This window comes from Pseudomonas sp. TH43 (genome assembly GCF_016650635.1).
In the GTDB taxonomy this organism is placed as follows: Bacteria; Pseudomonadota; Gammaproteobacteria; order Pseudomonadales; family Pseudomonadaceae; genus Aquipseudomonas.
This window is the reverse complement of the sequence record NZ_JAEKFI010000003.1, coordinates 1145989-1171489: the sequence shown is the minus strand read 5'-3', so window position 1 is coordinate 1171489 and position 25501 is coordinate 1145989. Positions and strand designations below refer to the sequence as shown.

19 protein-coding genes are annotated in these 25501 nt (G+C 59.5%); 3 read left to right on the top strand and 16 right to left on the bottom strand.

What is annotated here, in order from left to right; all coding sequences use genetic code 11:
• Positions 1-73: 73 nt before the first annotated feature.
• Together JFT81_RS14955 and JFT81_RS14950 are read right to left on the bottom strand one after the other, a co-directional pair.
• Positions 74-472 (bottom strand): DUF4440 domain-containing protein, encoded by a 399-nt coding sequence (locus JFT81_RS14955; RefSeq protein ID WP_201227885.1) that lies wholly within the window; start codon positions 470-472, stop codon positions 74-76.
• Entirely contained in the window at positions 469-1839 is a 1371-nt protein-coding gene (locus JFT81_RS14950; protein ID WP_201227884.1) for an MFS transporter, read from the bottom strand. Before JFT81_RS14950 ends, JFT81_RS14955 begins: the two co-directional genes overlap by 4 nt.
• 109 nt (positions 1840-1948) lie before the next feature.
• On the opposite strand from JFT81_RS14950, the gene JFT81_RS14945 reads away from it, so the two are divergent.
• Complete coding sequence (locus tag JFT81_RS14945) at positions 1949-2830, top strand: LysR family transcriptional regulator (protein ID WP_201227883.1); 882 nt, start codon at positions 1949-1951, stop codon at positions 2828-2830.
• 470 nt (positions 2831-3300) lie between these two features.
• The gene (locus JFT81_RS14940) at positions 3301-3705 is read left to right on the top strand and encodes a DUF3592 domain-containing protein (protein ID WP_201227882.1); all 405 of its coding nucleotides are present in this window, start codon (positions 3301-3303) and stop codon (positions 3703-3705) included.
• A gap of 14 nt (positions 3706-3719) precedes the next feature.
• Here JFT81_RS14940 and JFT81_RS14935 read toward each other — a convergent pair whose 3' ends face one another.
• Together JFT81_RS14935 and JFT81_RS14930 are read right to left on the bottom strand one after the other, a co-directional pair.
• Positions 3720-4544 carry an SDR family oxidoreductase gene (locus JFT81_RS14935; protein WP_201227881.1) on the bottom strand — a complete coding sequence of 275 codons (825 nt, stop codon included), beginning with the start codon at positions 4542-4544 and terminating at the stop codon, positions 3720-3722.
• A gap of 35 nt (positions 4545-4579) precedes the next feature.
• Complete coding sequence (locus JFT81_RS14930; RefSeq protein ID WP_201146624.1) at positions 4580-5044, bottom strand: multidrug transporter; 465 nt, start codon at positions 5042-5044, stop codon at positions 4580-4582.
• Between the two features lie 179 nt (positions 5045-5223).
• Here JFT81_RS14930 and JFT81_RS14925 point away from each other — a divergent pair, with 179 nt between their 5' ends.
• Positions 5224-8049, top strand: coding sequence for an RHS repeat protein (locus JFT81_RS14925; protein ID WP_201227880.1), 2826 nt, complete (start codon positions 5224-5226; stop codon positions 8047-8049).
• 91 nt (positions 8050-8140) lie between these two features.
• Here the strand turns inward: JFT81_RS14925 and JFT81_RS14920 are convergent, their stop codons facing one another.
• The 12 genes from JFT81_RS14920 to JFT81_RS14865 all read right to left on the bottom strand — a co-directional run bounded on the left by JFT81_RS14920 (position 8141) and on the right by JFT81_RS14865 (position 24961).
• Entirely contained in the window at positions 8141-9592 is a 1452-nt protein-coding gene (locus JFT81_RS14920) for a mannose-1-phosphate guanylyltransferase/mannose-6-phosphate isomerase (protein WP_159812211.1), read from the bottom strand.
• Positions 9593-9807: 215 nt separating this feature from the next.
• On the bottom strand, positions 9808-10464 hold the full coding sequence (locus JFT81_RS14915) for an alginate O-acetyltransferase AlgF (RefSeq protein ID WP_201227879.1): 657 nt from the start codon (positions 10462-10464) through the stop codon (positions 9808-9810).
• Positions 10465-10479: 15 nt separating this feature from the next.
• Positions 10480-11655 carry an alginate O-acetyltransferase gene (locus JFT81_RS14910; RefSeq protein ID WP_201227878.1) on the bottom strand — a complete coding sequence of 392 codons (1176 nt, stop codon included), beginning with the start codon at positions 11653-11655 and terminating at the stop codon, positions 10480-10482.
• Positions 11656-11665: 10 nt separating this feature from the next.
• Positions 11666-13231, bottom strand: a complete 1566-nt coding sequence (locus JFT81_RS14905) for an MBOAT family protein (RefSeq protein ID WP_201146620.1) — start codon at positions 13229-13231, stop codon at positions 11666-11668.
• A 328-nt stretch (positions 13232-13559) separates the two neighbouring features.
• Positions 13560-14684 carry a mannuronate-specific alginate lyase gene (locus JFT81_RS14900; protein ID WP_201227877.1) on the bottom strand — a complete coding sequence of 375 codons (1125 nt, stop codon included), beginning with the start codon at positions 14682-14684 and terminating at the stop codon, positions 13560-13562.
• Between the two features lie 8 nt (positions 14685-14692).
• Positions 14693-16153 carry an alginate O-acetyltransferase gene (locus JFT81_RS14895; protein ID WP_201227876.1) on the bottom strand — a complete coding sequence of 487 codons (1461 nt, stop codon included), beginning with the start codon at positions 16151-16153 and terminating at the stop codon, positions 14693-14695.
• Between the two features lie 10 nt (positions 16154-16163).
• The gene (gene algG / locus JFT81_RS14890; protein WP_201227875.1) at positions 16164-17750 is read right to left on the bottom strand and encodes a mannuronan 5-epimerase AlgG; all 1587 of its coding nucleotides are present in this window, start codon (positions 17748-17750) and stop codon (positions 16164-16166) included.
• Positions 17751-17776: 26 nt separating this feature from the next.
• Positions 17777-19264, bottom strand: a complete 1488-nt coding sequence (locus tag JFT81_RS14885; RefSeq protein WP_201227874.1) for an alginate export family protein — start codon at positions 19262-19264, stop codon at positions 17777-17779.
• Positions 19261-20763, bottom strand: coding sequence for an alginate biosynthesis TPR repeat lipoprotein AlgK (algK, locus tag JFT81_RS14880; RefSeq protein ID WP_201227873.1), 1503 nt, complete (start codon positions 20761-20763; stop codon positions 19261-19263). Before algK ends, JFT81_RS14885 begins: the two co-directional genes overlap by 4 nt.
• Positions 20764-20778: 15 nt before the next feature.
• Complete coding sequence (locus JFT81_RS14875; protein WP_201227872.1) at positions 20779-21948, bottom strand: alginate biosynthesis protein Alg44; 1170 nt, start codon at positions 21946-21948, stop codon at positions 20779-20781.
• Between the two features lie 36 nt (positions 21949-21984).
• Complete coding sequence (alg8, locus tag JFT81_RS14870; protein WP_201228103.1) at positions 21985-23469, bottom strand: mannuronan synthase; 1485 nt, start codon at positions 23467-23469, stop codon at positions 21985-21987.
• A 175-nt stretch (positions 23470-23644) separates the two neighbouring features.
• The gene (locus tag JFT81_RS14865; RefSeq protein WP_008087506.1) at positions 23645-24961 is read right to left on the bottom strand and encodes a UDP-glucose/GDP-mannose dehydrogenase family protein; all 1317 of its coding nucleotides are present in this window, start codon (positions 24959-24961) and stop codon (positions 23645-23647) included.
• Positions 24962-25501: the final 540 nt, after the last annotated feature.

Sequence of the window (25501 nt, the reverse complement as noted above, 5' to 3'; positions counted from 1 at the left end):
GACGCAGATCCAATGCAGGAGTGAGCCTGCTCGCGATAGGAGCCACTCGGTATTTCAGACAAATACCGAGCAATCACGCACTGCAAAACGTCTCATGTAAATACCGCCAGACCACCCGCCCGCAAACGGATTTTTCAAACACCACTGTCGAGCGCCGATCCGTGTGCAAACCGCTCGCATCGGTCTGCTGCTCGCGGTAGCTCACCGTCGCACCGCGTTCATGCAACGCAATCATGCGTAACTCGCTGAGCGCGATGTTGAAGCCAGTTTTCTTGCCGCCAGCCATGCGGAACAATCCGCTCAAGGCTTCGAAATCCAAGACCCGGCCCAGCGGCGAAACCATGCAAAACGCCGGCGAAAACCGGGTCAGCAACCGGTCAAGCGCGTCCTGTTCTTCCGCCACGGCAAACCATCGCTCGATGGCCTCGTGTGCCTGAATCACTTCCTGAAAATATTCGTTGTCGTCAGTCATGGGGATTTTTCCTTGAGGGGTGTTGGCCTCAACAACGCCAGCACGGTTGTCGAGTCGAAGCGCAGGACGCTGATCATTGGCAGCAACGTGAGCAGCGCAGCGGCGATAAAACAGGCTCGGAAACCAGTGCCACCCGAAGCGCCCAACAGTGAGCTGAGCAGCGCCGCACCAAGGCAGAAACCGAGTTGTCGGTTGATATTCCACAGCGCACTGGAGTGGCCCATTTTGTCTGCTGCGATGCCGACAAAGGCCAACGTCTGCGCGGTGACGCTGCACAGGCTGCCGCCCAGGCCCATCAGCGCGTAAGCGATGATCAGTGGCGTGCTGGCGGGTTGTTCGATGCGCATCAGCAGCACAATGCCGAGGCATTGCAGGAGCATGCCGGCGCTCAGCAAAGGTTTGGGGCCGATACGATTGAAACTGCGTTTGCCGAGCATGATCGCCAAGCCCGAAGCGACCGCCCATGGCAGCATCAATGCGCCGGTTTGCGCCGCCCCGAAGCCGAGGCCGTGCAGGTACAGCACGGCGATCATGTGAGTGCCGGTGAACACTCCGGGCACGCACAGGTAGATCAGCATCGCCAGGCGCAGTGACGGATTTTTGATCAGTTGCAGGTCGAGGATGGCGCCGGGTTTGTGCCAGCCATCGCGCAGGTAAAGACACAGGGTCAGCAGGCTGAGCAACAGCACCAGGACGCCGAGGGTTCGGTTAGCGGATTCGCTCACCAGGCTGACGGCGATCAACAACAAGCTGAGCGCCGCAGCCGCCAACAGCAGGCCACGAGCGTCCAGTGTCGGCCGTTCGCCGGCGGGTTGATCGGCTTTCAACCAGAACAGGCCGAGCCCGAAAGCGAGCAGCGCCACCGGCAAGTTGAGGTAGAAAATCCACCGCCACGACAACGCCTGCACGATCAATCCACCCGCCGCTGGAGACAGTGCAGGCACCATCAGCGCGACCAATAAAACCACGCCAGTGAAATGCGCGCGCTGCGCCGGCGCAAACTGCCGATAGGCCAAGGCCTGCCCAACCGGCAGCAACAGTCCGCCACCGAGCCCTTGCAGCAGGCGCCAGCCGATCAGGCTTTCAGTCGATCCTGCTTGCGCCACCAGTGCAGAGCCCACCCCGAACAACAGCAGCGAAGCAAGAATCAACCGTCGCTCGCCGACCCGTGCGGCCAGCCACACGCTGAGCGGAATGATCAAGGTCAGGCCGAGCATGTAGGCGTTGGTGATCCACGCCAGTTCGGTCACTGACGCGTGCAATTGTTGAGCGATGTCGGGGTAGGCAATGCTCGCGACGAACATGTTCAGCAAGTCGAGGGCAAACCCCAACAGATACACCAGCGCGACTTTCGAGCGATAAGCCATGGCAGCTTCCCTGTGATAAGACGTGCAGGGTAGGGCGCTTCAGGTGATAGGAAAACGCTGGTTTGGCTGCTAGTTTGTCAAAATTATTTTGACAAGGAGTGCCGCGAACATGGTCAGTCTCGACCGTTTCGACACGTTCAAAGCGGTGGTTGAGGCCGGGTCATTGACCGCTGCCGCCGATACATTGGGCCAGACGCGTGCGGTGGTGAGCTTCAACCTCAAGCGGCTGGAGGAGGAGTTGGGCGTAACCTTGCTCACGCGCAACACTCGGCAACTGGCGCTGACCGATGCGGGCGAGCGTTTTTATCGACGCTGCTTGCGCACGTTGGACGAAGCGCGGCTGGCCATTGAGGAGGCTCGCTCCGAGCATTCACAGCTCAAGGGCACGTTGCGTATTACCACGACCGTCGAGTTCGCTCTGGCGCAGGTGGTGCCGGCGCTGGAGGTGTTTCGTCAGCAGCAGCCGCAACTGAACATTCACTTGTCGACGTCTTCAACCCATGCCGATCTGATCTCCGAGCGTTTTGACATGGCGATTCGTCTGGGCCGCATGTACGACTCCAATCTGCGTGCGGTGCAGTTGTCGACGTTCGAGGTGTTTGCGGTGGCCGCGCCGAGTCTGGTCGAGCGTTATGCGCCGGTTGCCACGCTGGCCACGCTGGAGTCGATGCCGACCTTGGGGCATGGGCGGGTGCCTGAGATGACCGTGACCGATCCTTCCGGGGTCGAGCATGTGTATCAGCCGAAACCGGGCACCACTGCGATCGTCGCCGACAACTCGGCGACGCTGCGGGCGTTTGCCTTGACCGGGCAAGGTGTGGCGATTTTGCCGCAATGGCTGATTCAGGAGGATTTGGAGGCTGGGCGATTACAGCGCGTGTTGACCGATTTCCGCTTCGCGCAGCAAGGCGTGTATGCGCTGTACCCGGACACCCGGCATTTGCCGTTGAAGGTGCGCGCGTTTATCGACTTCATGAAGGGCTGGGGTTAAGGGTTTGTGGTGATTGTTTTGGCCTCTTCGCGGGCAAGCCTTGCTCCTACCGGTTTTGCGTTATTCCCTGATATTCGGAATAACGCCGAGTCCTGTAGGAGCAAGGCTTGCCCGCGAAGGCGACACATGGCCTTTCGCAATGCGCCCCGAAACGTCGCCACGGCTTTTGGTGAACGGCTAGCGGCTGAGTAGCGGCCGACGTCTTCATCACGCGCCTCATCGAACAAAGTTTTCTTGCTGGTGACCTGGGTGACCCGTTCGCTGTAGAGCTGGTCGCCTTCAGCCATCTGCGCAGCATTGTTACGCCAGCGATTCCATGCTGCCTGAGCCGGGCAAACGCCGCGAAGGTCTCAAGTGCGCGCATTCTACTGAATGCACCGAAGGCACAACCGCGAGGACGCGCAAGGGTTGTTGGCAAAGGGCAGGATCGTTATATTGCCGGCCCTTTCGAGCCTGCAAGGAGCAAGCGGATGAAGTACATCGGGGGATTTATCTTCGGACTGATGTTGCTGTTCAGTACCGTCGGCGCCGTCTACCAAGGCTACGATTGGTTCGATCTCAGAATCAGAGGCCTCAAGGCTCCAGCACAAGTCTTGACCACCTCCAGCTCGAGGATGACTCATGTCGGGAGCGGCAACAGTTACACCACCACCCGAAGGGTTGCCTTTGTCACGGCGGACGGTACGCCGGTCATTCATGAGTTCACAGATGAGTTCTCCGGCGCCGTGGCGGGAGACAAGGTCAGCGTGTTCTACAACCCCGCCAACCCCCGTGAAGTCATCGCGGGCACGTTCTTTGGACTTGGATTGTTTCTGGCATTGATCGTCTTCGCACTGTTGAGTGTTTTGGGGATCAAGATAGCCTGGGAGGAATGAGTGTTTTCCCAGGCTCAGATCTGACGATTCAAGCCGAAGCGCTTCATCAGCGTTGTCTCCAGCAAACCCTGGGGCAGCAACGCCGCCAGCAACGGCAACGCCCGGCTGCCATTACCGATGCGGATCAGTCGGGGCGGTTTGCTCTGCTGTACGGCTTTCAACAATACGGCGGCAAACTCGCCGGTCGGGGTTGGGTTGTCCTGCGACGCTTTGGCCCGCGCGCGGATCCCTTCACGCAGCGGAAACCATGGCGATTGCTCGTTGATCAACTGCTCGGCCTCGTGCCCGGCATTCTTGGCGAAGCTTGATTGAATGGCCCCCGGTTGCACTTCCATCACCCGAATGCCGAACGGTGCCAGCTCCATGCGCAAGGCGTCGCTCAACGCATGCACCGCCGCTTTCGACGCGCAGTAGGCACCGGCGAACGGCGTGACCAGCACACCGGAAACACTGCCGATATTCACCACCAGCCCTTTGGCTCGGCGCAACACCGGGAACAGCGCTCGGGTGACACCGACAATCGAAAACACATTGGTTTCGAACTGGCGCTGCATGGCCGGTACGCCGCCGTCGAGCAGTGGCCCCATGGCGCCGTAACCAGCGTTGTTGACCAGCACATCGAGGCCGCCGTGTTGCTGGTTGATCCGCTCGCCGAGTTGTTGCAGTGCTTCGCCGTCATTGACGTCCAGTTGCACGGCGGTGAATCCGGCAGCGCTGAGCGCGGCCACATCGTCAGCCTTGCGCGCACTCGCCCAGACTTCGAAACCGGCGGCTTTGAACGCATCGGCGAGGGCGCGGCCGATGCCGCTGGAGCAACCGGTAATCAACGCAACGGGCATGGCGCATTCCTTGTGCAAAAAGTGGGGGAGGGAGATCAGTCGGAAAAACTGCCCTGCAAACGCTCGGCGCGGAATTCCAGGGTTTGCGGACGATAACCGGGGCGCAGTGGCGGCATTGGCAGACAGTCTTCCCAATTGCCGCCAGCCTGCAATTCACCGGGGCCACGATAGCGTGGGGCGGTGTACTGATTGTCAGCGAGGTTGACCGTGTCACCCGGTGCATAGGCTGCAATGCGCCAGCGCAGTTCGGTCAGCGGCACACTGTTGCCGTTGTTCATCTTCAACTGCAATGGGCGATCAGCCGGGCACTGCTCAGGCGCGTAGGCGATGCGCAGCTCAAGGCGTGCCAGTTGCTTGATCTCGCGGTTGTCCAGCCATACCACCCAAACGGCTACAAGGCCAAGGCCAATCGCCGCCGCCACCGAGACCGGCAAGGCCTTGGCCGGATAGCGCAGCAACAGGATCAGCCAGGTGATGACCAGCAGGATGCCGATGAACATGTTCGAGTCTCCGCAAGCACGTGAACTTCATCCTACCGAAGGGTGAGGGAAATGGACATTCAGGGCGTTGAGTTTTGCCGTCGGTCGGTACTGTCATTTCTGTCAGTAGCCAGCCACCCCCGCACCTGCTCCCATGTTTTCAGGACTCAAAATTTCCGTTGTCGTGTTGGAGCAGGTTCATGGATGCGCATTTCAGAACGCCAAGAGTTTTGTTATTCGACCCACGCGGTCTGACGACATGCGCCGTTGACTACTGGCGTGCAGACGCCAGTCTCCCAGCTGAATCCCGTGTCAACCGCACGACGTATGACACCGCCGGGCGTGCGACGCGTCAGTGGGATCCGCGACTGTGGCTGCTGCAAAAAACCGACCCGCAAACGCCGCCCAATCTGACCACGGTGTACACCTTGAGTGGTCAGGTATTGCGCTCGGACAGTGTGGATGGCGGAACGCAAGTCATGCTGTCGGGCCTAGCGGCTCAAGTGCTGATGAGCTGGGACAGTCGCGGTACTGTTCACGAAATTGACTATGACCAGATGCTGCGTCCGCTGGCGGTGTTTGAAGCGTCTGTTGCGCAGCCACGGCAATGTGTCGAGCGTTTTGTCTACGGTGCGGCGGGGCAGGGCGAGCAGGCGCGCAACCAGTTTGGTCAGTTGATCCGCCACGATGATCAGGCCGGCAGCGTGCTATTCAATAGCTTTTCAATCACCGGCCAGAATTTCGAAAGCACCCGCCACTTCGCGCTTGATCCGAACAACCCGGATTGGCCCGAACCGATCGACGAGCGTTGGCAATGGCTCGAGCCCGGCGACGGCGCGACCACTGGCTGGCGTTTCGGTGCGCAAGGGCAAATGCTTGAACAAGTTGATGCCCGAGGCCATCGGCAGCGATTCGAGCAGACCGTCGATGGCCGGTTGCGCGCCTGCCGCTTGCAGCTCAAGAATCAGCCCGTTGAGCAGAGTCTGGTCAGTGAAATCCATTACAACGCCAACGGTCAGGTCGAACAGGAAACAGCCGGCAACGGCGTGCGAACGACGTTGAGCTATCGGCCGCAGGACGGTCGGCTCATGCGACGTCACGCACATAAGGCTGACGGTGCGCTGTTGCAGGACCTGACCTACGCCTACGACCGGATGGGTAACGTGCTGAGTATTCGGGATCAGGCGCAGCCGATCCGCTACTTCGCCAATCAGCGCATCGAAGCGTTCAGCGAATTTTTTTACGACAGCCTCTACCAACTGATCGATGCGACCGGCCGGGAGGCGGGTGCAGCGTATCAGGGGCCGGGCTCGCTCGGTCGAGTCGATCCGGCAGCGCTCAGCAACTATCGGCAGACGTATCACTACGATGCCGGTGGCAATTTGCTTAAGCTCAGTCACGTAGGCGTGCAAGGCCCAGGGCGTGAGTTGCAAGTTGCCCGCTACAGCAATCGCGGCTTGCCTTTCCTCAACGGTGTACCGCCCACCGAAGCGCAGATCGCGGCGGCGTACGACGCTCGCGGCAACTTGCTGATGCTGGATCAAGGGCGCTTTGTGCAATGGAATCTGCGCAATCAGCTGCAATCGATCAGCCCGGTGCAAAGGGTTGGCGGGGTCAACGACCGTGAGCTGTATGTGTACGACGCCAGTGGTCAGCGAGTGCGCAAGATCCGTTCGTTGCAGACCAGCGCCCGCACCGTGATCAATGAGGTGCGCTACCTGCCGGGGTTGGAGTTGCGTGTCGACAGTGCTGGCGAAGTCCTGCAGGTGATCTCGGCACAGACCGGACTCAACAGCGTCAACGTCCTGCACTGGGAAGGCCCGCCACCGTCGGGAAGCAATGATCAGTATCGGTACATCTTGGCCGATCACCTTGGGTCGGCCAACCTGGAATTGGCCGAGGACGGGCGGATCATCAGTCAGGAAATCTATTACCCGTTTGGCGAAACGGCGTGGAGCCGTGAGTCCGAAGTGGGTTACCGAACGATTCGATACTCGGGCAAGGAGCGGGATGCAACGGGGCTGTATTACTACGGTTTACGCTATTACATCCCGTGGTTGCAGCGCTGGATGAACCCGGATCCCAAAGGTTTTATCGATGGAAGCAATCTCTACAGGATGGCGCTGAACAACCCGATTACCTATCTCGACAGCGACGGAGCGATCACGCGAAAACCGTTGGCCAATGGCTTATGGGAACCCGTCATTGCGTCAGCTTCCAACCGCGAAATTTCCGCCGTCGCATTCAAGGATAAAGGCGAACCGAATCGGTTTGTACCTGCAATGGGTAACCCCACCAATATCGGGAAAGCATTGCAAGTGCCTGAGTTCGGCAAGGTGGTGGTCGACACCAAGTTTTTAGACCCGACGCCCGGGCGTTATTCCAAAGCGGTCGTCAACGGCCTCAGTAATACTGCGGGGGGAGCCGAATTCATATTCACCATGGATAAGCTGACTTACTCAGGAGCAAGCAATGGTGCATTCAACGCATTGAGAATCATCGACATCGCCGCCGGCCAGATGCCTGATAAAACCAATGCGGTTTCCGGCTATTGGGCGCCTCAGGGCGGGTATGTCGATATCCCCGTCAATCCGTCCGGGACCCAGCCAGATCACGTCTTCACCCCTGCCTTCAGTGGCTGCTCGCTGACGGTCGAACAGTTGAACGAAAACGTCCTTCGAGTGCGTCACGTGGAAGGTGGCAAGGAAGATGCCCAGTTCAATAATCTGCCTCGCAGCGAGCATGGTTTAGGCCTCGGTGCGGCAATGGAGTATCCCGATTACGGCTATGCCGCTAACGACAGCGGACAAATGCAGGAGTTTAAGAACGCTTTCGCCTTCATGAAATTCGATCAAAAACAGCAGGCATGGAATATCCACTATCAGACCGTTGAGGGAACCGCCAGCATTACACGTTACGAACCGGCCAACAGGGGCTTGTTCACCAGAACCAATGCCAGTGTGTCCGCGCATGCTTCTACCAAAATCCGCCAGTCGATGAGCAAGCGTGTGGCGATTGCGCGGTAACTGACAACTGTATGAAAAAAGCCCCCGCCCAACCCACTGCGGATAGGGGACGCAGTGGGCTGGGCGAGGGCTTTTTGTCTTGCTGAGCGGTTTACTGCGCGATGGTTTTCACCGACACGCCGCGTTCGATCGGGGTGGAGCGACCGTAGATATCTTCGAAACGTTCGATATCGTCTTCACCCAGGTACGAGCCCGATTGCACTTCGATGATTTCCAGCGGGATCTTGCCCGGGTTGCGCAAGCGATGCACCGAGGCGATCGGGATGTAGGTCGACTGGTTTTCGCAGAGCAGGAACACGTTTTCGTCGCAGGTCACTTCGGCAGTACCGCTGACCACGATCCAGTGTTCGGCGCGGTGGTGGTGCATCTGCAGTGACAGGCACGCGCCCGGTTTGACCGAGATGTGCTTGACCTGGAAACGCCCGCCCATGTCCACCGAGTCATACGAACCCCACGGACGATAGACTTCGCAGTGGTTCTGGGTTTCGCTGCGGCCCTGTTCGTTGAGGGTGTTGACCATCTGCTTGACGCCTTGGACCTTGTCCTTGTGGGCGATCATCATGGCGTCCTTGGTTTCGACCACGACAATATTTTCCAGGCCGATCACCGACACCAGTTTGCCGTTGCCGTGGATCATGCAGTTCTTGCTGTCCTGGATGACCACATCGCCTTTGGTGACGTTGCCGTTGGCGTCTTTCTCGTTGACTTCCCACAGCGACGACCAGCAACCGACATCGCTCCAGCCTGCGGTCAACGGCACTACGCAAGCGCGCTGGGTTTTTTCCATCACGGAATAGTCGATGGAGTTGTCCGGGCAGCAGGCGAATGTAGCTTCGTCCAGGGTGACGGTGTCGGCGTCTTGCTCGCTGCGCTCAAGGGTCAGCAAGCAGGTGTCGTAAATGTCCGGATCGTGTTTTTTCAGCTCTTCGAGGAAGCGGCTGGCGCGGAACAGGAACATGCCGCTGTTCCAGTAGTAACCGCCCGACTGGACATATTCGGTGGCGCGTTTGACGTCGGGTTTTTCGACGAAGTGCGAGACGCGGCTGACGCCTTCGGGCAGCAGCGAATCCGCCGTGGATTTGATGTAGCCGTAACCGGTTTCCGGTTTGGTTGCCGGCACGCCGAACAGCACCATTTCACCATTTTCGGCAGCGACGGTGGCCAGCGCCAAGGCGCGTTGCAGGGCTTTCTGGTCTTCCAGCACGTGGTCGGCCGGCAGTACCAGCATCAACTCGTCGCGACCTTCATTGACCAGCATCATCGCGGTCAGCGCCACGGCTGGCGCGGTGTTGCGGCCGAACGGCTCCATCAGGATGCGCTGGCATTCCAGATTGCGGTTACTCAACTGCTCGTTGACGATGAAGCGGTGATCCTTGTTGCAGACCACGATCGGGGTGTCCATGCCTTCAAACACCAGGCGCTCGAGGGTCTGCTGGAACAGGGTGTGTTCGCCGGTCAGGGCGAGGAATTGCTTAGGGAACTGCTTACGCGAAAGCGGCCAAAGACGTGAACCGCTACCACCTGACAAGATCACCGGAATCATATTGTTTACTCCATAAAATCGATTGGTTAGAGGCACGAACGCTGTGTCGTTTCACTCTTGTTTTTGTCTCGTATCCGAACGGTCACTGCGATCCCCTGTAGGAGTGAGCCTGCTCGCGATTGCGGTGGGTCAATCAACACATTCGGTGAATGTGAAACCGATATCGCGAGCAGGCTCACTCCTACAAAGGGAGCTGCGTCAGTTCGGGAAATTTGTTAGCGGGTCGACACCGGGCGTTTTACCCAGACTGGCGACAGGCTGCTGCCGCTGCCGGTGACGTACAGCACCGCAGCCTCACCGCGCTCCAGCGCGACCGGCTTCACGTCGCCGACTTTCTTGTCGCCTTCGTACAGCGCCAGGCTGACTTTCACCGGGTTGATTTCACGTTCGCCACGGCCCTTGGCGGCGACGTTCGGCACCACGTCGGTCTTGCCGTCGGCGGTCTTCAGGGTCAGCGGCTTGTCGCTGAGGTTCTGCACACGCACCAGGGATTTCTGCTTGTTCTTGAACGGCGGTTCTTCGATCAGTTGCGGCGCGCCGGAAGCGTTGTTGACCAGGGTGTAGTAGTGGTCACCAGCGAGTTTCACCGGCAGGGTCTGGCTGCCGACCTTGGCGCTGTAGTCGCCACCCGGCATGAAGCTGAAGTCGCTGCTGGCCAGTGGCGCAACGTCGCTCAGGTTGGTGCTGCCCACGGTGGCGCTGATTTCCGCGTTGCTGGCGTTGTAGACACGGACGAAGGTCGAGCCTTTCGGTGCGGTCGGGCCGTAGAGCGCGGCGTCGCCACCGGCAAAGGCAGGCACGGAAAGCACGCTGAGGCCAGCAACCAGAGCGAAGCTTTTAGCGAGACGACGAGGAGTAGTCGTGAAAGTCATGGTGTTACCTCTCTTTCAGTTTTGCGCCCGATCGGGCGTCTCGGATTTAGTGTTGATTGCTACGTTTTGTTGGCGCGCGCCGGCTTGTTTAAGCTCTGCGACCCACTGCGGGTCGGCGTCGCCGATTTCGTTGTTCACAGGCAGATATCGTTCAGGAAACTCCCAGATCAGCACCTGTGGCGGGCTGTTCTTGAAGTCATCGCTTTTCAGGTAGCTGAGCATCGGCAGGATCGGCCCGTGGCCGTCTTCGGCGTAGCTCACCACGTCGCTGTGCAGCGCTTGTTTCAGTGCACCGACGAAGTTCCAGTTGGGGTTGGCGCTGTAGCTGGTGCCGACCAGTGCCACCGGCACTTCATTGCTGGCGAACAGCGCGTCGTCACCGGCAGGCTGATCGCCGGCTGCGACGGTGTTGCGCTTTTGCAGCGGCTCTTGCGCCGGCATCAGGTTTTCGAACAGCGGATCGAGCGGAAGGAACAAGCGCAGATCGCCCTTGTGCGTGACCTTCTCGGCCGGCGTAGTAACGAAGCGCTGCGGCTCGCCGCTGAGCGGGAACTTGTCGGCGATGGTTTTCGCCAGGGTGTTCGCCGCAATCTCGGCGCCTTCCGGCGTCCAGTGCGTGTCGGTACGCAGGAACACTTGCTCACCGTTCTGCTTGGCCTGTTGGAAGGGCTTGAGCAGGTCAGGGGCGAGGATCTTGTCGGCCGCGACGCGGTTATGGAAATCCTGATAAAGGTTGGCGTGAATGCTCGCCGGTTTCACGTCACCGAGATGTTCCGGGTACAGGCGAACCTTGGCCGGCACGATCGCCATCACCAGTTTCACGCCTTTCGCTTTGAGGGTCTGGCGCACGCCTTCGACCAGCGCGTAGTTGCCTTGCAGGTTCAACTCTTCGTTGACGATCGGGTTGAATTCTTCATCGCTATACAACCACTGATCGCGACCGAGCACGACGCCCGGACGACCTTCGTTGAACAGTTTGAAATCCAGCGCGGCCCAGAGGTTGGTACCCAGACGCTTGATCGGGAATTCATCGTCGTAGTGAGTTTCCACAGCCTTGGTCCAGCGGCCGTTGAGCACCGTTGCATCAGCGTTGGTGCTGAAGCCGAAGAAGCTGCGTACCGACCACAGACCGAGGACCAACAGGGTCACCAGGAACAGGGCGATGTAGAAGATGCGTAATGAGCGGGTCATGTCAGATCCCTCAGAACTGGAAGTAAAGGAACGGCGAGAAGCTTTGCGCCGAGAGTTTGAGAATCGAGGCGATGAACAGCAGCAGGATCAGCCCGCGCATCACATAGCGCGACCAGTCCGCGCTCCAGTAGGCCGGTTGCACCTGGGCTTCGACGCCGACGGTGTAGCCAGGCTCATGGATGTTCGCCGGGTTTTCGCCAGGCGCTGCCTTGATCATTCCCGGAGTCGCCGTCGCTGGGCCGTTGGCCTCGACGTTGACTTCAGGTTTGACCTTGGCCGGCGGCTGGTTGGTGTACAGGTCACGCAGACCGAAGAACGCCAGCGTCACGTAGGCCACGACCAGAGTCGCCACTTGCAGGCCGGTGAGGCTGGCCTGATTGAGTTCCGACAGCGACCAGTCGCCGAAGCTGAACATCGCGCCGTACATGCGCCCGGCAACGTGCAGGTTCTCGGCTCGGAAGATCACCCAGCCCATGACCACGAGCAGGAAAGTCAGCGCCCAGCGGATCGGGTTGAGGCTGCGCGGCGAGGTGTTCAGGCCCAGCGCTTTTTCAATCGCCAGCCACATGCCGTGCCAGGCGCCCCAGACGATGTAAGTGATGTTCGCGCCGTGCCACAGACCGCCGAGCAGCATGGTCAGGAACAGGTTGCGATAGGTCATCAGCGTGCCTTTACGGTTACCGCCGAGGGTGATGTACAGATAGTCACGCAGCCAGGTCGACAGGCTGATGTGCCAGCGGCGCCAGAACTCGGTGATCGACTGGCTGATGTACGGCTGTTTGAAGTTTTCCATGAAGCGGAAACCCATCATCAAGCCCAGACCGATGGCCATGTCGCTGTAACCGGAGAAGTCGAAATACAGTTGCGCGGTGTAGGCCAGCGCGCCGAGCCAGGCGTCGCCAGTGGTCGGGTTTTGCAGGGCAAAGCAATGGTCGGCAACGACGGCGAGGGTGTCGGCGATGAAGACCTTTTTGATGAAACCCTGCATGAACCGCGTGCAGCCCTCGGAGAATTTATCGAGGGTGTGTGTGCGGTTGTTGAACTGATCGGCGAGGTCGCGGAAACGCAGAACCGGGCCGGCAATCAAGTGCGGGAAGATCGCCACGAACGCGGCGAAGTCGATCAGGTTGCGCGTGGCCGGGGTGTCGCCGCGATACACGTCGATGATGTAGCTGATCGATTCGAAGATGTAGAACGAGATACCGATCGGCAGCAGTACGTGGGTGAGGATGAACGGCTCAAGACCGACCGACGTCATCATCGCGTTGATGCTGTCGACGCCGAAGTTGGCGTACTTGAAGTAGCCGAGGATGCACAGATCCACCGCGACGCCGGCCAGCAACCAGCGCTGGGCCGGTTTGGTGCGAACACCGGCGGCACCGACTTTGAGGCCGATCCAGTAGTTCCACAGCGTGACGGCGGCGAATAGCGCGAGGAAGTCCACGCGCCACCAGGCATAGAACACGTAGCTGGCGATCAGCAGCAGCAGGTTGCGATAGCGTTGCCCGCTCAAGTAGTACAAGCCGAGAAAGATCGGCAAGAACAGAAACAGGAACACGTTGGATGAAAATACCATCCCGATCTCTCCATGTTTGAACCAACAGTCAAGGGCCAAAGCCCCCCCAAACCCCCCGTGGTAGTGGAGGGGTGAAACGGTGTTTCTGTCAGGGTCGAGCAGGGCCTTGAAATCTTTCCCTCACCCCCCGCCCTCTCCCGGAGGGAGAGGGAGCCTGATCTCCAGGGCTTTCAAAAATGGAGATCGACTCGGTATTTCTGTGCAGCCTGATCTTGGTTGTTTTTCAACGCCTGAGATCGACTCGGTATTTCATTTCGGCGTAACTCGCACAGCCACCTCAATCAGTCCCCTCTCCCTCCGGGAGAGGGTTAGGGTGAGGGGCTTTGCTTCATGAGCCTTTGTTGCCCTTTTCATGGGACGGGTCGTAGACCTTGGTCAGGTCCCCGCCGAGGCGGAAGGTCTTGAACGGCTGCATGCCGCGCTTTTTCTCGATCACATCCGCCGGGCAGGTGTAGAGCGTGCAGAATGGTTCGAGCCAGGCGAATTTCATGTCCTCTTTCAAGTCGGTCATGTCCTGCTCTTTGCCGTTCTTCTTCTCGAATTCATCCGGGTCTTTCACTCCCGACAACACTCGATCACCCAGGCGTTTCAGCGCGCCGTTGTTTTCCTGACGCAAATCGACACCGTTGACCTGAGCGAAACTGGCGATCATCGCCAGCGGCGGCAGGGCATAGTTGTGATAGGCGAGGGCGCGTTGCTGGCGCTTGAGTTCGTTTGGCAGGAAGCCGTCGGCATCTACCTGATTGGCACCGACCTTGTATTCCTTGACCGCCCAATCGAACAGGTCACGGCGGTTGGTCGCGACCGACGTCGCCATTACCGACCAGGCTGCCCAGTACGAGTGGTTGTTGGTTTTTTCCAGCGGCAGGTTGTCCCAGTCGCTGACGACTTGGTCAGCCATTTTGCTGAACCAGGCTTCGATCACCTGCGCTTCCTGCTGATGCTGCGCCAGCGGATGCGAGTCGGAGAATTTCAGGCGAATGTACGAAGAGGCCATGCTGCCCAGCGCCCATTTGCGCATCGACTTGCCGGTGTGGTTGAAGTCTTTCGACATCAACGCATCAGCCTTGGCCCACGCGGTCAGCCAGTTCAGCGTGCAATCGAGCTGTTCCGGACGACCATCGCGCATGAACTGCATCACCCGTTTGGCGGTGCCGCGTTCCAGCGTGGTGATGTCTTTGGTGGTGTCTCGAAAGGCTTTTTCCGACTGCACGTTCAGTGTCGAACGGGCCTTGTCCGAGCCTTCGTATTTGCTGCGAAATTGCAGCGGGCCGGTGTACGGCGTCGGCATTGCATCGCAGCCTTCGCTTTTGTCACCGGTCTTGAATTTATCCACAGGCGCAAAGTAACCCTGCGGTGGACGCAGTGGGGCGGCGGCCTGAGTGGCCCCGGCGAACATCGCCAGGCTCAACAGGGTGGGGGCCAATAAAGATTTCAATTTCGGATTTCGCATAGCAGACCTCATTGCCCGACCTGAGCGGTTTGTTGCCCAGCACCCGGGAATACGTTGCGTTTGCAGATTTTCGCTTCGACTTTCTGTGGCGCGGCGCCCGCTTCCGGGCCCTGAACTTCGACCGCCAGCAGGTTTTGCGAGGCCCAGTCTTCGTCCGTGCGCAACTCAAAGGCGAAACGACCGTCGGTGTCGGAGGTTTCCGGTTTCTCGATCTTGATGTCCTCGTGGCGACCGTTCATGTACCAGAGGGTGGCTTGCAGGGTTTTCACCGAAGTGTCGGCGAAGCGGATGTCGACCTGATGGCTGCTGTTCTGCAGGTTCAGGTTCTTGCTGTTGACCAGCAGTTCTTGTTTGCTGCCCGCTTTCAACGTAGTGCTGGCGGACATCTGTGCATCTTTGCCTTCGCAGCCGTTGTCGAGCAGGGACATCATCTGGCGATAGATGGTTTCCTGGTCGAGGCGATACAGCGGCGAGAATTCCCAGATGAGAATCTTCGGCGGAGTCTTCTGGAATTCGTCGCTGCCGAGGTACTGCAGCATCGAACCTTCCAGACCGCCGCCGGGGAAGGCGACGTTGAGAATGTCGGCGCCGATGGCTTCTTCGAGGAAGCCGGCGAAGTTGTAGTTCTTGCCGCTGTGCGAAGTACCGACCAGGGTGATTTGCGGGTTGCCGGAATCGCCGAACAGATCGCCATCGCCAGCCTCGCCCTTAGGCTCGGTGGTGAACTGGTCCATGTACTGGATCGCGTAGCTGGTGCCGCACAGTTGCCCGGCCATGTTGTGCAAAGTGCCGGTCTTACCCATGCGCCCGGAGCGCTTGGTCTCGAATTCACGCTTGGGCACGTCGGCGAAGGCCGGGATCTGCTTGACCTTTTCGGCAACGATTTTTGCCGTGCGCTGCGCGCCGTATGGCGTCCAGTGTTGGTCGCCGCGGAAGTAGAAATCGTGGGCGGGCAGGGTGTCCGGCAGCGATTCGTTGGTCAGCGGCGACAGGTCTGGCACCACATAGCCCATCTTGGCGAAACGGCCGAGCATGGTCTTGTAATTGCCCAAAGCCTTCTCGTAATCGAACGCGGCTTTTTCCTGCGGGTTGAGCTTGTTGCGGTTCACCAGGCCACGGGTCGGCTGGTAAACGATCACCAATTCAACGCCTTTGGCCTTGAACGCATCGTGCAACTGTTGCAGGCGTTTGTAGCCGGCCGGCGTGGTGTTGAACTCGGTGCGCAGGTCTTCCTGGGTACGGAACAACCAGTCGCCTTGCGCCTGCACCAGCGTGGTGAAGTTCTGCTGATAACGCGTGGTGTAGTTCTTCGCGTCATGCGCAGCCGGGCACAGGTTGCAGCACGGTTCGGCGCTGAACTTTGGCGGCGTGGCAGCGGCACCTTCATCGGCGCGGGCGCCGTTGCTGGCCGCGAGAATGCCCACGGTCAGGGCCGACAGGCTGAGTAATTTGATCAAGTGTGGGTGCATAAAATTATCCTCAGTCCTGCATTTCGGTCTGGCGTTCGACAGGGTCGATCAGCACGGCTTTCTGCTGGCGCACCAGCAGGTCGAGAATTTCATCCTGGCGCTCACCGAGGATGCCGTTGAAGCTGATGCCACTGGATTTGGTCGGCGCCAGCATCGACACGCGATACAGCTCGACGCTCAACGGCGAATCGATCGACAGCGGGCCGCTGCCATTGGCTGCCAGTTCACCGCCAACGACGATCAGCGACACCTGCGCATCGAACGGATCGAGCTTGATGTCACGGTCGGTGTCGGTGAGGTCTTTGATGTGGCCGTAGACGCCGGTCAAACCGTTGGCCATGGCGACGTTTTCGTAGAGGCGGATGTTCACGCTGTTACGAATGCGAATGCCGTGGCGCTTGTTGCTGATGACCTTATTGCCCCACAGCAGGTTGTCGGCGGACTCGTAGAGCGTGATGCCGTCGGTGTGGTTCTTGTAGATCTCGTTGTAGGCAATGATGTTGTTGACGCTATTACGGTCGATCACCAGGCCCGAGAGGTGGTTGTCGAAGCTCTTGTTGTTGAAGATGAAGCTGTCGTTGACCTCACGGGAAATAATGATCCCGTGCTTCTTCTTGGTGCCGTGCACGGTGTTCTCGGCAATGATCAGGCCGTGGGAACGGTCGTGCGGGTCGATGCCGTAGACGATGTTGTCTTTGTAGGTGTTGCCCTTGACCACGAAGTCGCGAGTCTCGTAGCAGTAGAAGCCGTACCACATGTCCGAGAACTCGGAACCGACGATCCAGCCTGTCGGCTCAGGACGCTTGAGCACCTTCGCCATGTTCGGCGTGTACTGGGAAATACTCACGCCGTACGACTTACTGTTGGCGTAGCCGAAACTGGCCATCTTGCTGTTGACGATGTAGGTCTCGGTGCCACCCCAGGCCAGCAGGAACGGACGGAATTCCTTCGGCGAACGGAAGGTGGCCGGGCCGTTTTCCTTCTCGCGCCAGCCGGTGATTTTGGTGTCGCGCACGAACAACTGACCATCGTTGACGAGGAACGAGCCGGCTTCTTGCGACAGGCGCAATTCCTGGGTCTGGCCATCGATTTCGAGGATGCCTTTACGGCCGACGACGATCGGCAACTTCGACAGGTACACGCCCGGCGAGGTCTCGCTGAAGTACTGCTTGGGCAGTTTCTGCGCCAGCTCTTTCAGGTTGATGTAACCGTCGTCGACGAAGATCGCTTGCGGGATGCCGTGCTGACGCACCACCCATTCGGCCATCTTGTTGTCGCCGCCGATGAAGTCCTTCAGCGCGTCTTCCTGCATCATCCGGCGCACGCTGATCTTGCCCGCTTTGCTGCGGACGATCTTCGCGGCAGCGGCTTCGGCGGTGTAGCCGGAAATGTCCGGCAGTTTCGGCGCGGCCAGATTCAACGCGTCGGTTGGCGCGCTGCTGACGGTGTAGGTTTTGGCCTGTTGCAGCTCTTTGGCCATGGTCGCCGGCTTGCCCGGTTGCGGTGCGGCCGGTTCAACCGTGGCGAAGGCGCCGGCGCTGGCCAGCAGCATCGCGCCGGCCAGCAGGCTGAGTGAGCCTATCCTGGTGCTGATCATGTCGGGCACTCCCTTGGCGGTTTGCATCAGAAGCGCCAGATCACGTCGATGAACGCGCGGTGCATGTACGAATCAACCTGCTTGCCGTAGGCATCGCCCGGCTTGAACACACCGCCACGGAAACGCACCAGCGCCGAAGGTTCGTCGATCGACTGGCTCAACGCCGCCGGCAACAGGCCTTGCTTGAAGTATTTGGTGACGACCAGGTCCATCTCCTGGCCGAGATCCTTGTTGCCGTCTTCAAGCGGCAAAGAGGTGCTGGACAGAATCGCGCCGGTCGCATCGTCGGTGTTGTTTTCCACCGCGTTGATGCCGTTGCTGCCCACCGGCTTGTTGCCGTCGACACGCCAGAATTTGTGGTAGATCAGGCTGGCGTCGTATTCGTCGTTGACCATCCACGAACCGAACAGCGTCGCGGTCTGCATGTTGTTCATTTCGCCACGGAAGGCTTCGCCGAAACGGTGAACCCGCGAGCGCGTACCGGTGTAGTTGGAGCGGTTACTTTCCAGACCGTTCTGCTCGTAATCAGCACTGGCGCGGGCATACGCACCGCCGACTTGCCATTGCGGATCGAGGCGCAGACGCACACCGATGTCGGTGGCCCAGCCGTTGACGTCTTCGCTGCGTTTGGCTTGGGTTGGAGCGCTGCCGTCGGCGTTCAGCGGGTTGACTGTGTCGCGGTCGCCACTCATGCCGGTGATGCTGCCCCAGTAGTTGACGGTGTTGGTGTTGCGCCAGTTGTAGGCGTCGCTGTCGGCGGTCAGGCCGAGCCAGCTGATGTCGCCGTTCTGGGTCTTGTCGAGCGAGTCACGCGGGACACCCGGCTCGGCGTAATCGAGTTTGCCGTCATCGTGTGTGTGGTGACCGCGAATGCCGACCCATTGCCCCGGCGTCCACTGGTAAGCGGCGTCGGCGTAGGCGTGCAGGCGATCCTTGTCTTTCGGCGCCAGCTCTTTGAGGTCGGTGCGGTATTCGCTGAAGCGTTCGGCAACACCGGCGTTGGCGCGCAACAGGGTGGTGTCGAAGGTCCAGTTCAGCGCTTCGATGTTGGTGTCGCGCCACTGGCCATCGTCATTGCGCAGACGCTGGCGACCGAGCTTGAGCATTTCGCCCGGATACGGCGTGAGCCCGCTGTAGCCGACCCAGAACTCGCGCATCGCCAGGTAGTTTTTCTTGGTCTTGCGATCACCGTTGTCGGTGGTCTGCGTGCCGTCGGTGTCGGACTGTTGCAGGGTGTCGGTCTCGATGATGTCAGTCGAGGTCACGGCCTGGCCCATGGCGTAGGCGCTCCACGCGCCGCTTTCGCCATAGATCCATGGACGCAGGTCGAGGCCCACGCCGTTGACGTCGCCACCGGGTGCGGTGCCGAGGTCACGGTCGTCTTCGGACTGGCCGGTGATTTTCACTTCGAGGCCGAAGTTTTTGGTTTCAGTCATCGCGGCCAGTGTCGGGCAAGACCAGATCAGCGCGAAGGTGAGGCCAATACCGGCCTTCACGAATGGATTCAACTTCATAATTTTTCCTCGCCGTCTTCTTCTTGCAGGGCGTGCAGTTGCAGCGTGTTCTGGTTCAGAGCGCCACGGCTGGCTTGCTCCTGTTGCAGCAGACGCTGGGCTTGGGCCAGACGCTCGGGCGGCAATTGCGCGGCGAGGGTGGTCGCCAGCTCATCGGCTTGCGGGGTGTTTTGTGCCTTGGCCAATTGGCTGAACACGTAGGCATTGACTGGGTCGGGCTGGGTGCCCTTGCCTTGGGAGAACAGCTGGGCGATGGCGAAATCGGCGCTGTTCTGGCCGTTGCGTGCAGCGGTCAGCAGATGGTCGAGGGCCTTTTGCGGATAGACCTTGCCGAGGTAGCCACGGCGATAGATCTGCCCGAGGTAATAGTCGGCGGCGACTTCGCGGCCGACGGCTTTCTGGAAATGTTCTTCGGCAACTTTGGCGTCGGCCGGAACCATTTTGCCTTCGTAGTAGAGCTTGCCCAGCAACAGCTCGGCGCGTGGCTGGTCGGCGGCGCGGCCGTTGTCGAGGTACTTCATCATCTGGTCGACATCGCCCAGTTCCGGGTAGTCGTAGAGCAATTGCGCGAGGGTTACCCACGACGCCGGGTAGCCCGGAGCAATCGGCTCGAGCAACGACTGCGCGGTTTTCTCGTCAGTCTTGCCCAGGGTCGAATCGGCCAGTACACGGGCCACGGAATCGACGCGCTGCGCGGTGACGGTGCCACGGGCGTGACCGGCCTGCAGCTGCTTGATCAGCTCGGCCTGTTGTTCCGGCTGGGCACGTTTCTGATAGACCGTGGCCAGTTCGACGTAGCAGATGTCGGTGGTGTTGAGCGCGGCTTTGCAGATTTTTTCCACGTCATCCAGGTGCTGGTCGTAAGTGCCTTGGGTGCGATACAGCAGCACCTGCGCCAGACCCGCTTCCGGGTAACCGGATTTGCGCCACTGATCGATCTGCTGCTGCGCGTTGATGTTGGGGAAGCTGTGCGGGTATTGCAGGTAGAGCATCGCCAGCGGAATCAACGTATTGCCTTCGCCATTGGCGGCGGCTTTTTTCAGCAGGCTTTCGGCTTCGTGGTGCTCGGCTTCGGTGGAACCCGGTTTGGCCACCAGCAGGCGACCAAGACGCGCCTGCGCGCGCGGCGAAACACTGGCGGCGGCGCGATAAGTCGCTTCGGCCTGTTTCATTTGCTCGGGGTCGCGGCTGTCGACCTGGATATCGGCGAGGCCGACTTGTGCTTCGCTGTAACCGAGATCGGCCAGTTGCTGATAATTCTGCGCAGCGGTAGCGGTGTCGCCACGCTTGAGCGCTTCGTTGGCCAGACGCTGATCGGGCAGGCCGGCGCAACCGGCCAGACTCACCGCCAGTGCCAAGGCACACACCGTTCCCTTGTGGGAGCTGGCTTGCCAGCGATTCAGGCGACTCGGTGTTTCAGCAAGACCGCATTGATCCAATCGCTGGCAAGCCAGCTCCCACAGGGATCGCGGTGTTTTCAGGATGGGTGGAGTAGTCACAGGCATGTCCTCGACTTAAAGACCGGCAGCCATGGCTTTGTCGATCAGCCAGTTCAGGTTCGGTCCACGGTCGCTGTTCACTTCCACCGGGCGACCGGCGAGGCTGCTGTCGAGCGGCTCGTCAGGCTGGATCTGCACGCGGATGTCGGAGGACAGGTCAGCACTTTTCAGGCTGGTGCTGCTGACGATCTTGCCGGTGCGGGTTTTGTCTTCGCCGGCGATCTGGAAGCTCACCGGGGTGCCCGGACGCACGTCGCCGAACTGGCGATAGGAGAAGCGCGCATCAACCGTGGCCTGGGTGTTGCGCGGCACCAGCGAGAAGATCACGTCGCCCTTGCTTGCGTATTGACCGTCGGCCACCAGTTGCTGGGCCACGGTGCAGTCGCAAGGGGAGGTCAGGGTGCCGGTCATTTGCTTGCCGAACAGTTCTTCAACCTTGGCCGGGGCCAGTTGGTCTTCGTCCAGATGGCCCTTGAGCACGTCGAGCATGCTGGTGCTGAAGGTCGCCAGTGGCGCGCCTTTCGCTGCAACGCCGTCAGACTTGACCAGGCTTTGCACGGTGCCGTCGCGCGGCATGGTGATGTTCATCCCCGGCACGCTGACCAGACCGGCTTGCGCATGGCTGACGAAGTACATGCCGTACACCGATTTGAAAATGAAACCCGCCGCGACCAGACCGACTGCGAAAATGCCGGCGCTGAACGTCACGGCTTTCAGGCGGCCGAACGGGGTCATGCCGGAGCCGCCGTCCTTGACCTTGCGTGCCTTGGTGAAGTTGTCGCGCTGCAGAGTCGCCAACACTTCGCCGATGCTGACGATGTCGCCGGCCAGGTGCGACGTGATCAAGTGGCGCAGGGTGGAAATGTCCTGCTGCTCAAGGTTCTGGAACTGGCAGCCAACACGGCCGGTCTGGCGGTCGTAGGAGCGCACTTGCAGCTCAACGTCCATGGCCAGGCCGAGGTTGTCGATGACGAATTGCAGACGCGCCTTGTACACCTCGCCGATAGTCAGTGGCATTTGCCCGGCGTTGAACGCCAGACCACCGGCAGACAGGTCGATGACCCGCGCTTCAACCGGCGTCCGGTCGGGACCGAAAAAGCGCAGCTTGGCCGGGATTTTCACGCGGGCGTGTTGGCGCTGGGCTTCGGATTCATGCACTACGTTGGCGTTGACGGCGGTATTCATAGGGGCGATTTCCTTGTTAATTCAATAAGGGGGCGGTCAGACCATCATCAGCAGCACGGCGACGAAAATGCTGCCGGCGGAGAAGGTCATGGTCCGAGACGACCAGGTGTTGAACCAACGTTGAAAGCTGGCGAGATCACGGGTCAGGGATGTGGGTTGGCGAGTCCAGGACTGTTGGTCGAGGCGGAAGAACACGTAGATCTTCACCAGCGCACCGACGATCTGGTTGTAATAAAGAATCGCTGGATAAGCCGGGCCGATCCGGTGACCGGAGCACGACAACAGCAGGGTCAGGATCAGGCGGGTGATGCCGATCCACAGCAGGTAAACGAGGATGAACGCGGTGCCGTATTTGAAGCTGGCGATGATCGCCACGGTCAGGCCGAGCAGCGACGTCCACATCGATACGCGCTGGTCGAACAACACCACCGACGTGAAGGCGCCGAGGCGTTTCACACCCAGACCCAACGCGCGGGAGTTCTGGCGCAGGTTGTTGCCGTACCAGCGGAACATCAGTTTGCGGCTGGCCTTGATGAAGCTTTTTTCCGGCGGGTGTTCAACGGTGTTGATCGCCGCGTCAGGCACGTAAAAGGTGTCGTAGCCGAGGCGCATCAGGCTGAACCAGCTCGACTTGTCGTCGCCGGTCAAGAACTTGAAACGGCCCAGGCGCCAGTGTTGCAGCGAGTCGCTTTCAACGTCGGCGATGAATTCCGGGTTGGTTACCACTGACGCTTTGAACACCGACATGCGCCCGGTCATGGTCAGTACGCGTTTGGATAGGGCCATCGAGCACATGTTGATGTGGCGCTGGGCGAAACGCAGCTTGTGCCATTCGCTCATGATGTAGCCGCCGCGCACTTCGCAGAACTCGTTGGTGGTAAGGCCGCCGACGTTGCCGAACAGCTGGAACCACGGCACGGTCTTGCGCACGGTGCCTTCGCCGAGCACGGTGTCGCCATCAATCACGGCAACCACGGCGCGGTCGTCCGGCAGGTGACGGGAGATCGCGCGGAAACCATAGGCCAGGCCATCACGTTTGCCGGTGCCGGGAATGCGCACGAAGTCGAGTTTGACGCGTTCTGGCGGATTCATCCGCGCCCACATTGCTTTCACCAGCAGCTCATCGGACATTTCGACGATCGAGCAGACCACGGTGGTCGGCAGTTCGCAGTCGATGGCTTCGCGGATCACCGAGCTGTAGACCTGCGCAGTCGTCAGCGCGTCGATACGGAAACTGGTGACCATCAGAAACACATGCGACGGATCCGCCGCTTTACCCAGCTTGCGCACTTTGCGGCGCAGGTGCGGGTAAACGATGTAGAGAAAAATCATGCCGCGCACAAAGTGCGTTGCGCCCATCGAGTAGCGCCAGATACCCACGGCGCCAATCAGGAAAATGAAGTCCTTCGACTCGGAGTCGAATGTGGACGTGGGCAGCATCAAGGCCAGGCCCATCAACAAACTTAGGTAGAACAGCCAACCGGCGGCCTGAAGTAGGCCGTGTTTTAGCCTGTGCATAATCTGCATCCGTCTCTATCTCGGGCCGGGCCCGATGGGGTTAAGGCAGGCTTACAAAAACTTGCAAGGACATGCAGGAGCTGCCGAAGGCTGCGATCTTTTGATCTTTCGCTTGGGATTTTGGTGTTCCCGAAAAGATCGCAGCCTCGTTTCACTCGACAGCTCCTACAGGGCTGCCTTACCAGCAGATACCTTCGGTGCGCGTACCGGCGTCGGTGGCTTTGGCCATGAAGCCGACCAGGTCGATGACCTGTTTGCCGTGCGGTGCTTGCTGGGCCAGCGCGCGGAATTTCTCGTCGCGGTTGCCGAGGATGATCACGTCGGAGTTGTCGATTACCGAATCGAAGTCCGCGTTGAGCAGGGACGATACGTGCGGGATTTTCGACTCGATGTAGTCTTTGTTCGCGCCGTGAACACGGGCGTACTCGACGTTGCTGTCGTAGATGCTCAGGTCGTAACCCTTGCCGATCAGCATCTCGGCCAGTTCCACCAGCGGGCTTTCGCGCAGGTCGTCGGTGCCGGCCTTGAAGCTCAAGCCGAGCAGGGCGACTTTGCGTTTGTCGTGGCTTTCAACGATGTCGAAGGCGTTCTGCACTTGTGATTCGTTGCTGCGCATCAGCGAGTTGAGCAGCGGTGCTTCGACGTCCAGGGAACCGGCGCGATAGGTCAGAGCACGCACGTCTTTTGGCAGGCACGAACCACCGAAGGCGAAGCCTGGGCGCATGTAGTACTGGGACAGATTGAGGGTCTTGTCCTGGCAAACCACTTCCATCACCTCACGGCCATCGACGCCGACCGCTTTAGCGATGTTGCCGATCTCGTTGGCGAAGGTCACTTTGGTTGCGTGCCAGACGTTGCAGGTGTACTTGATCATCTCGGCGACGGCGATGTCCTTGCGGATGATCGGCGCGTCGAGTTCTTCGTACAGCGATTGCAGAACGTCGCCCGACGCCTTGTCGAACTCGCCGATGACGGTCATCGGTGGCAGGTCGTAGTCGGCGATGGCGGTGGATTCACGCAGGAACTCAGGGTTGACCGCGACGCCGAAATCAACGCCGGCTTTCTTGCCCGAGCAGTCTTCGAGAATCGGGATGACCACGTTGGCAACAGTGCCCGGCAGTACGGTGCTGCGCACAACGATGGTGTGACGGGTGGTTTTTTCACGCAGGACAAAACCGATCTCGCGGCATACCGCTTCGATGTAGTTCAGTTCCAGGTCGCCGTTCTTCTTGCTCGGCGTACCAACGCAGATCATCGACAGGTCAGTGTCACGAATCGCTTCGGCGAAGTTGGTCGTGCCACGCAGACGACCGGTCTGGATACCCTGTTGCAGAAGTTCGCCCAGGCCCGGTTCAACAATGGGGGATTTGCCAGCGTTGATCATGTCGATCTTGTCTTTGGCAACGTCGACGCCAACCACGTCATGGCCCCGTGCAGACAGGCAGCCGGCACACACTGCGCCAACGTAACCCAAACCAAATATGCTGATGCGCATCGCAATTACCTCTGTATATATCAGGCCTTAGAAGGCCGGAGTTAATGGTGTTCAGCGTTCACTAGTGCACTCGAAAGTGCGGCTTACAGGCGCCACAATGCCGTGTGCAGGCATACGAAGTTCCGAGTGTCTAAATAAGTGCACTCAAGATGTGCGCAACCAGGCCTTATAGTTATGACGTGCCCTGTTATGCAGCGGATCTTCCTTGTGGAAGACTCTGGTGCAATCGTCTTGCGCGCTCGATGTCAGGCGAAAAGCCCGTGGATCAAGCGGTTTGGTGCTCAGGCGAGCACGTTTATAGGGGCGCGGCCTTGGCCTTGCAGGGGATATTAATGATGCATATCTCCTGTCCATCTAGTTGTTTTCAGACTGGTTAGTCATCTAGGCAAGTTGCTGTGACAACTTGGTTACATGGCTATCTGCCTAACGTAAGTTATCTCGTACAAACTCGGCGAGAATCGTTACCGGTGGTATGAGCTATGCATTTGGACATAGTTCCTGTCCACTCATCGCGAAATCTGAAATTTCTTGAAATATTGT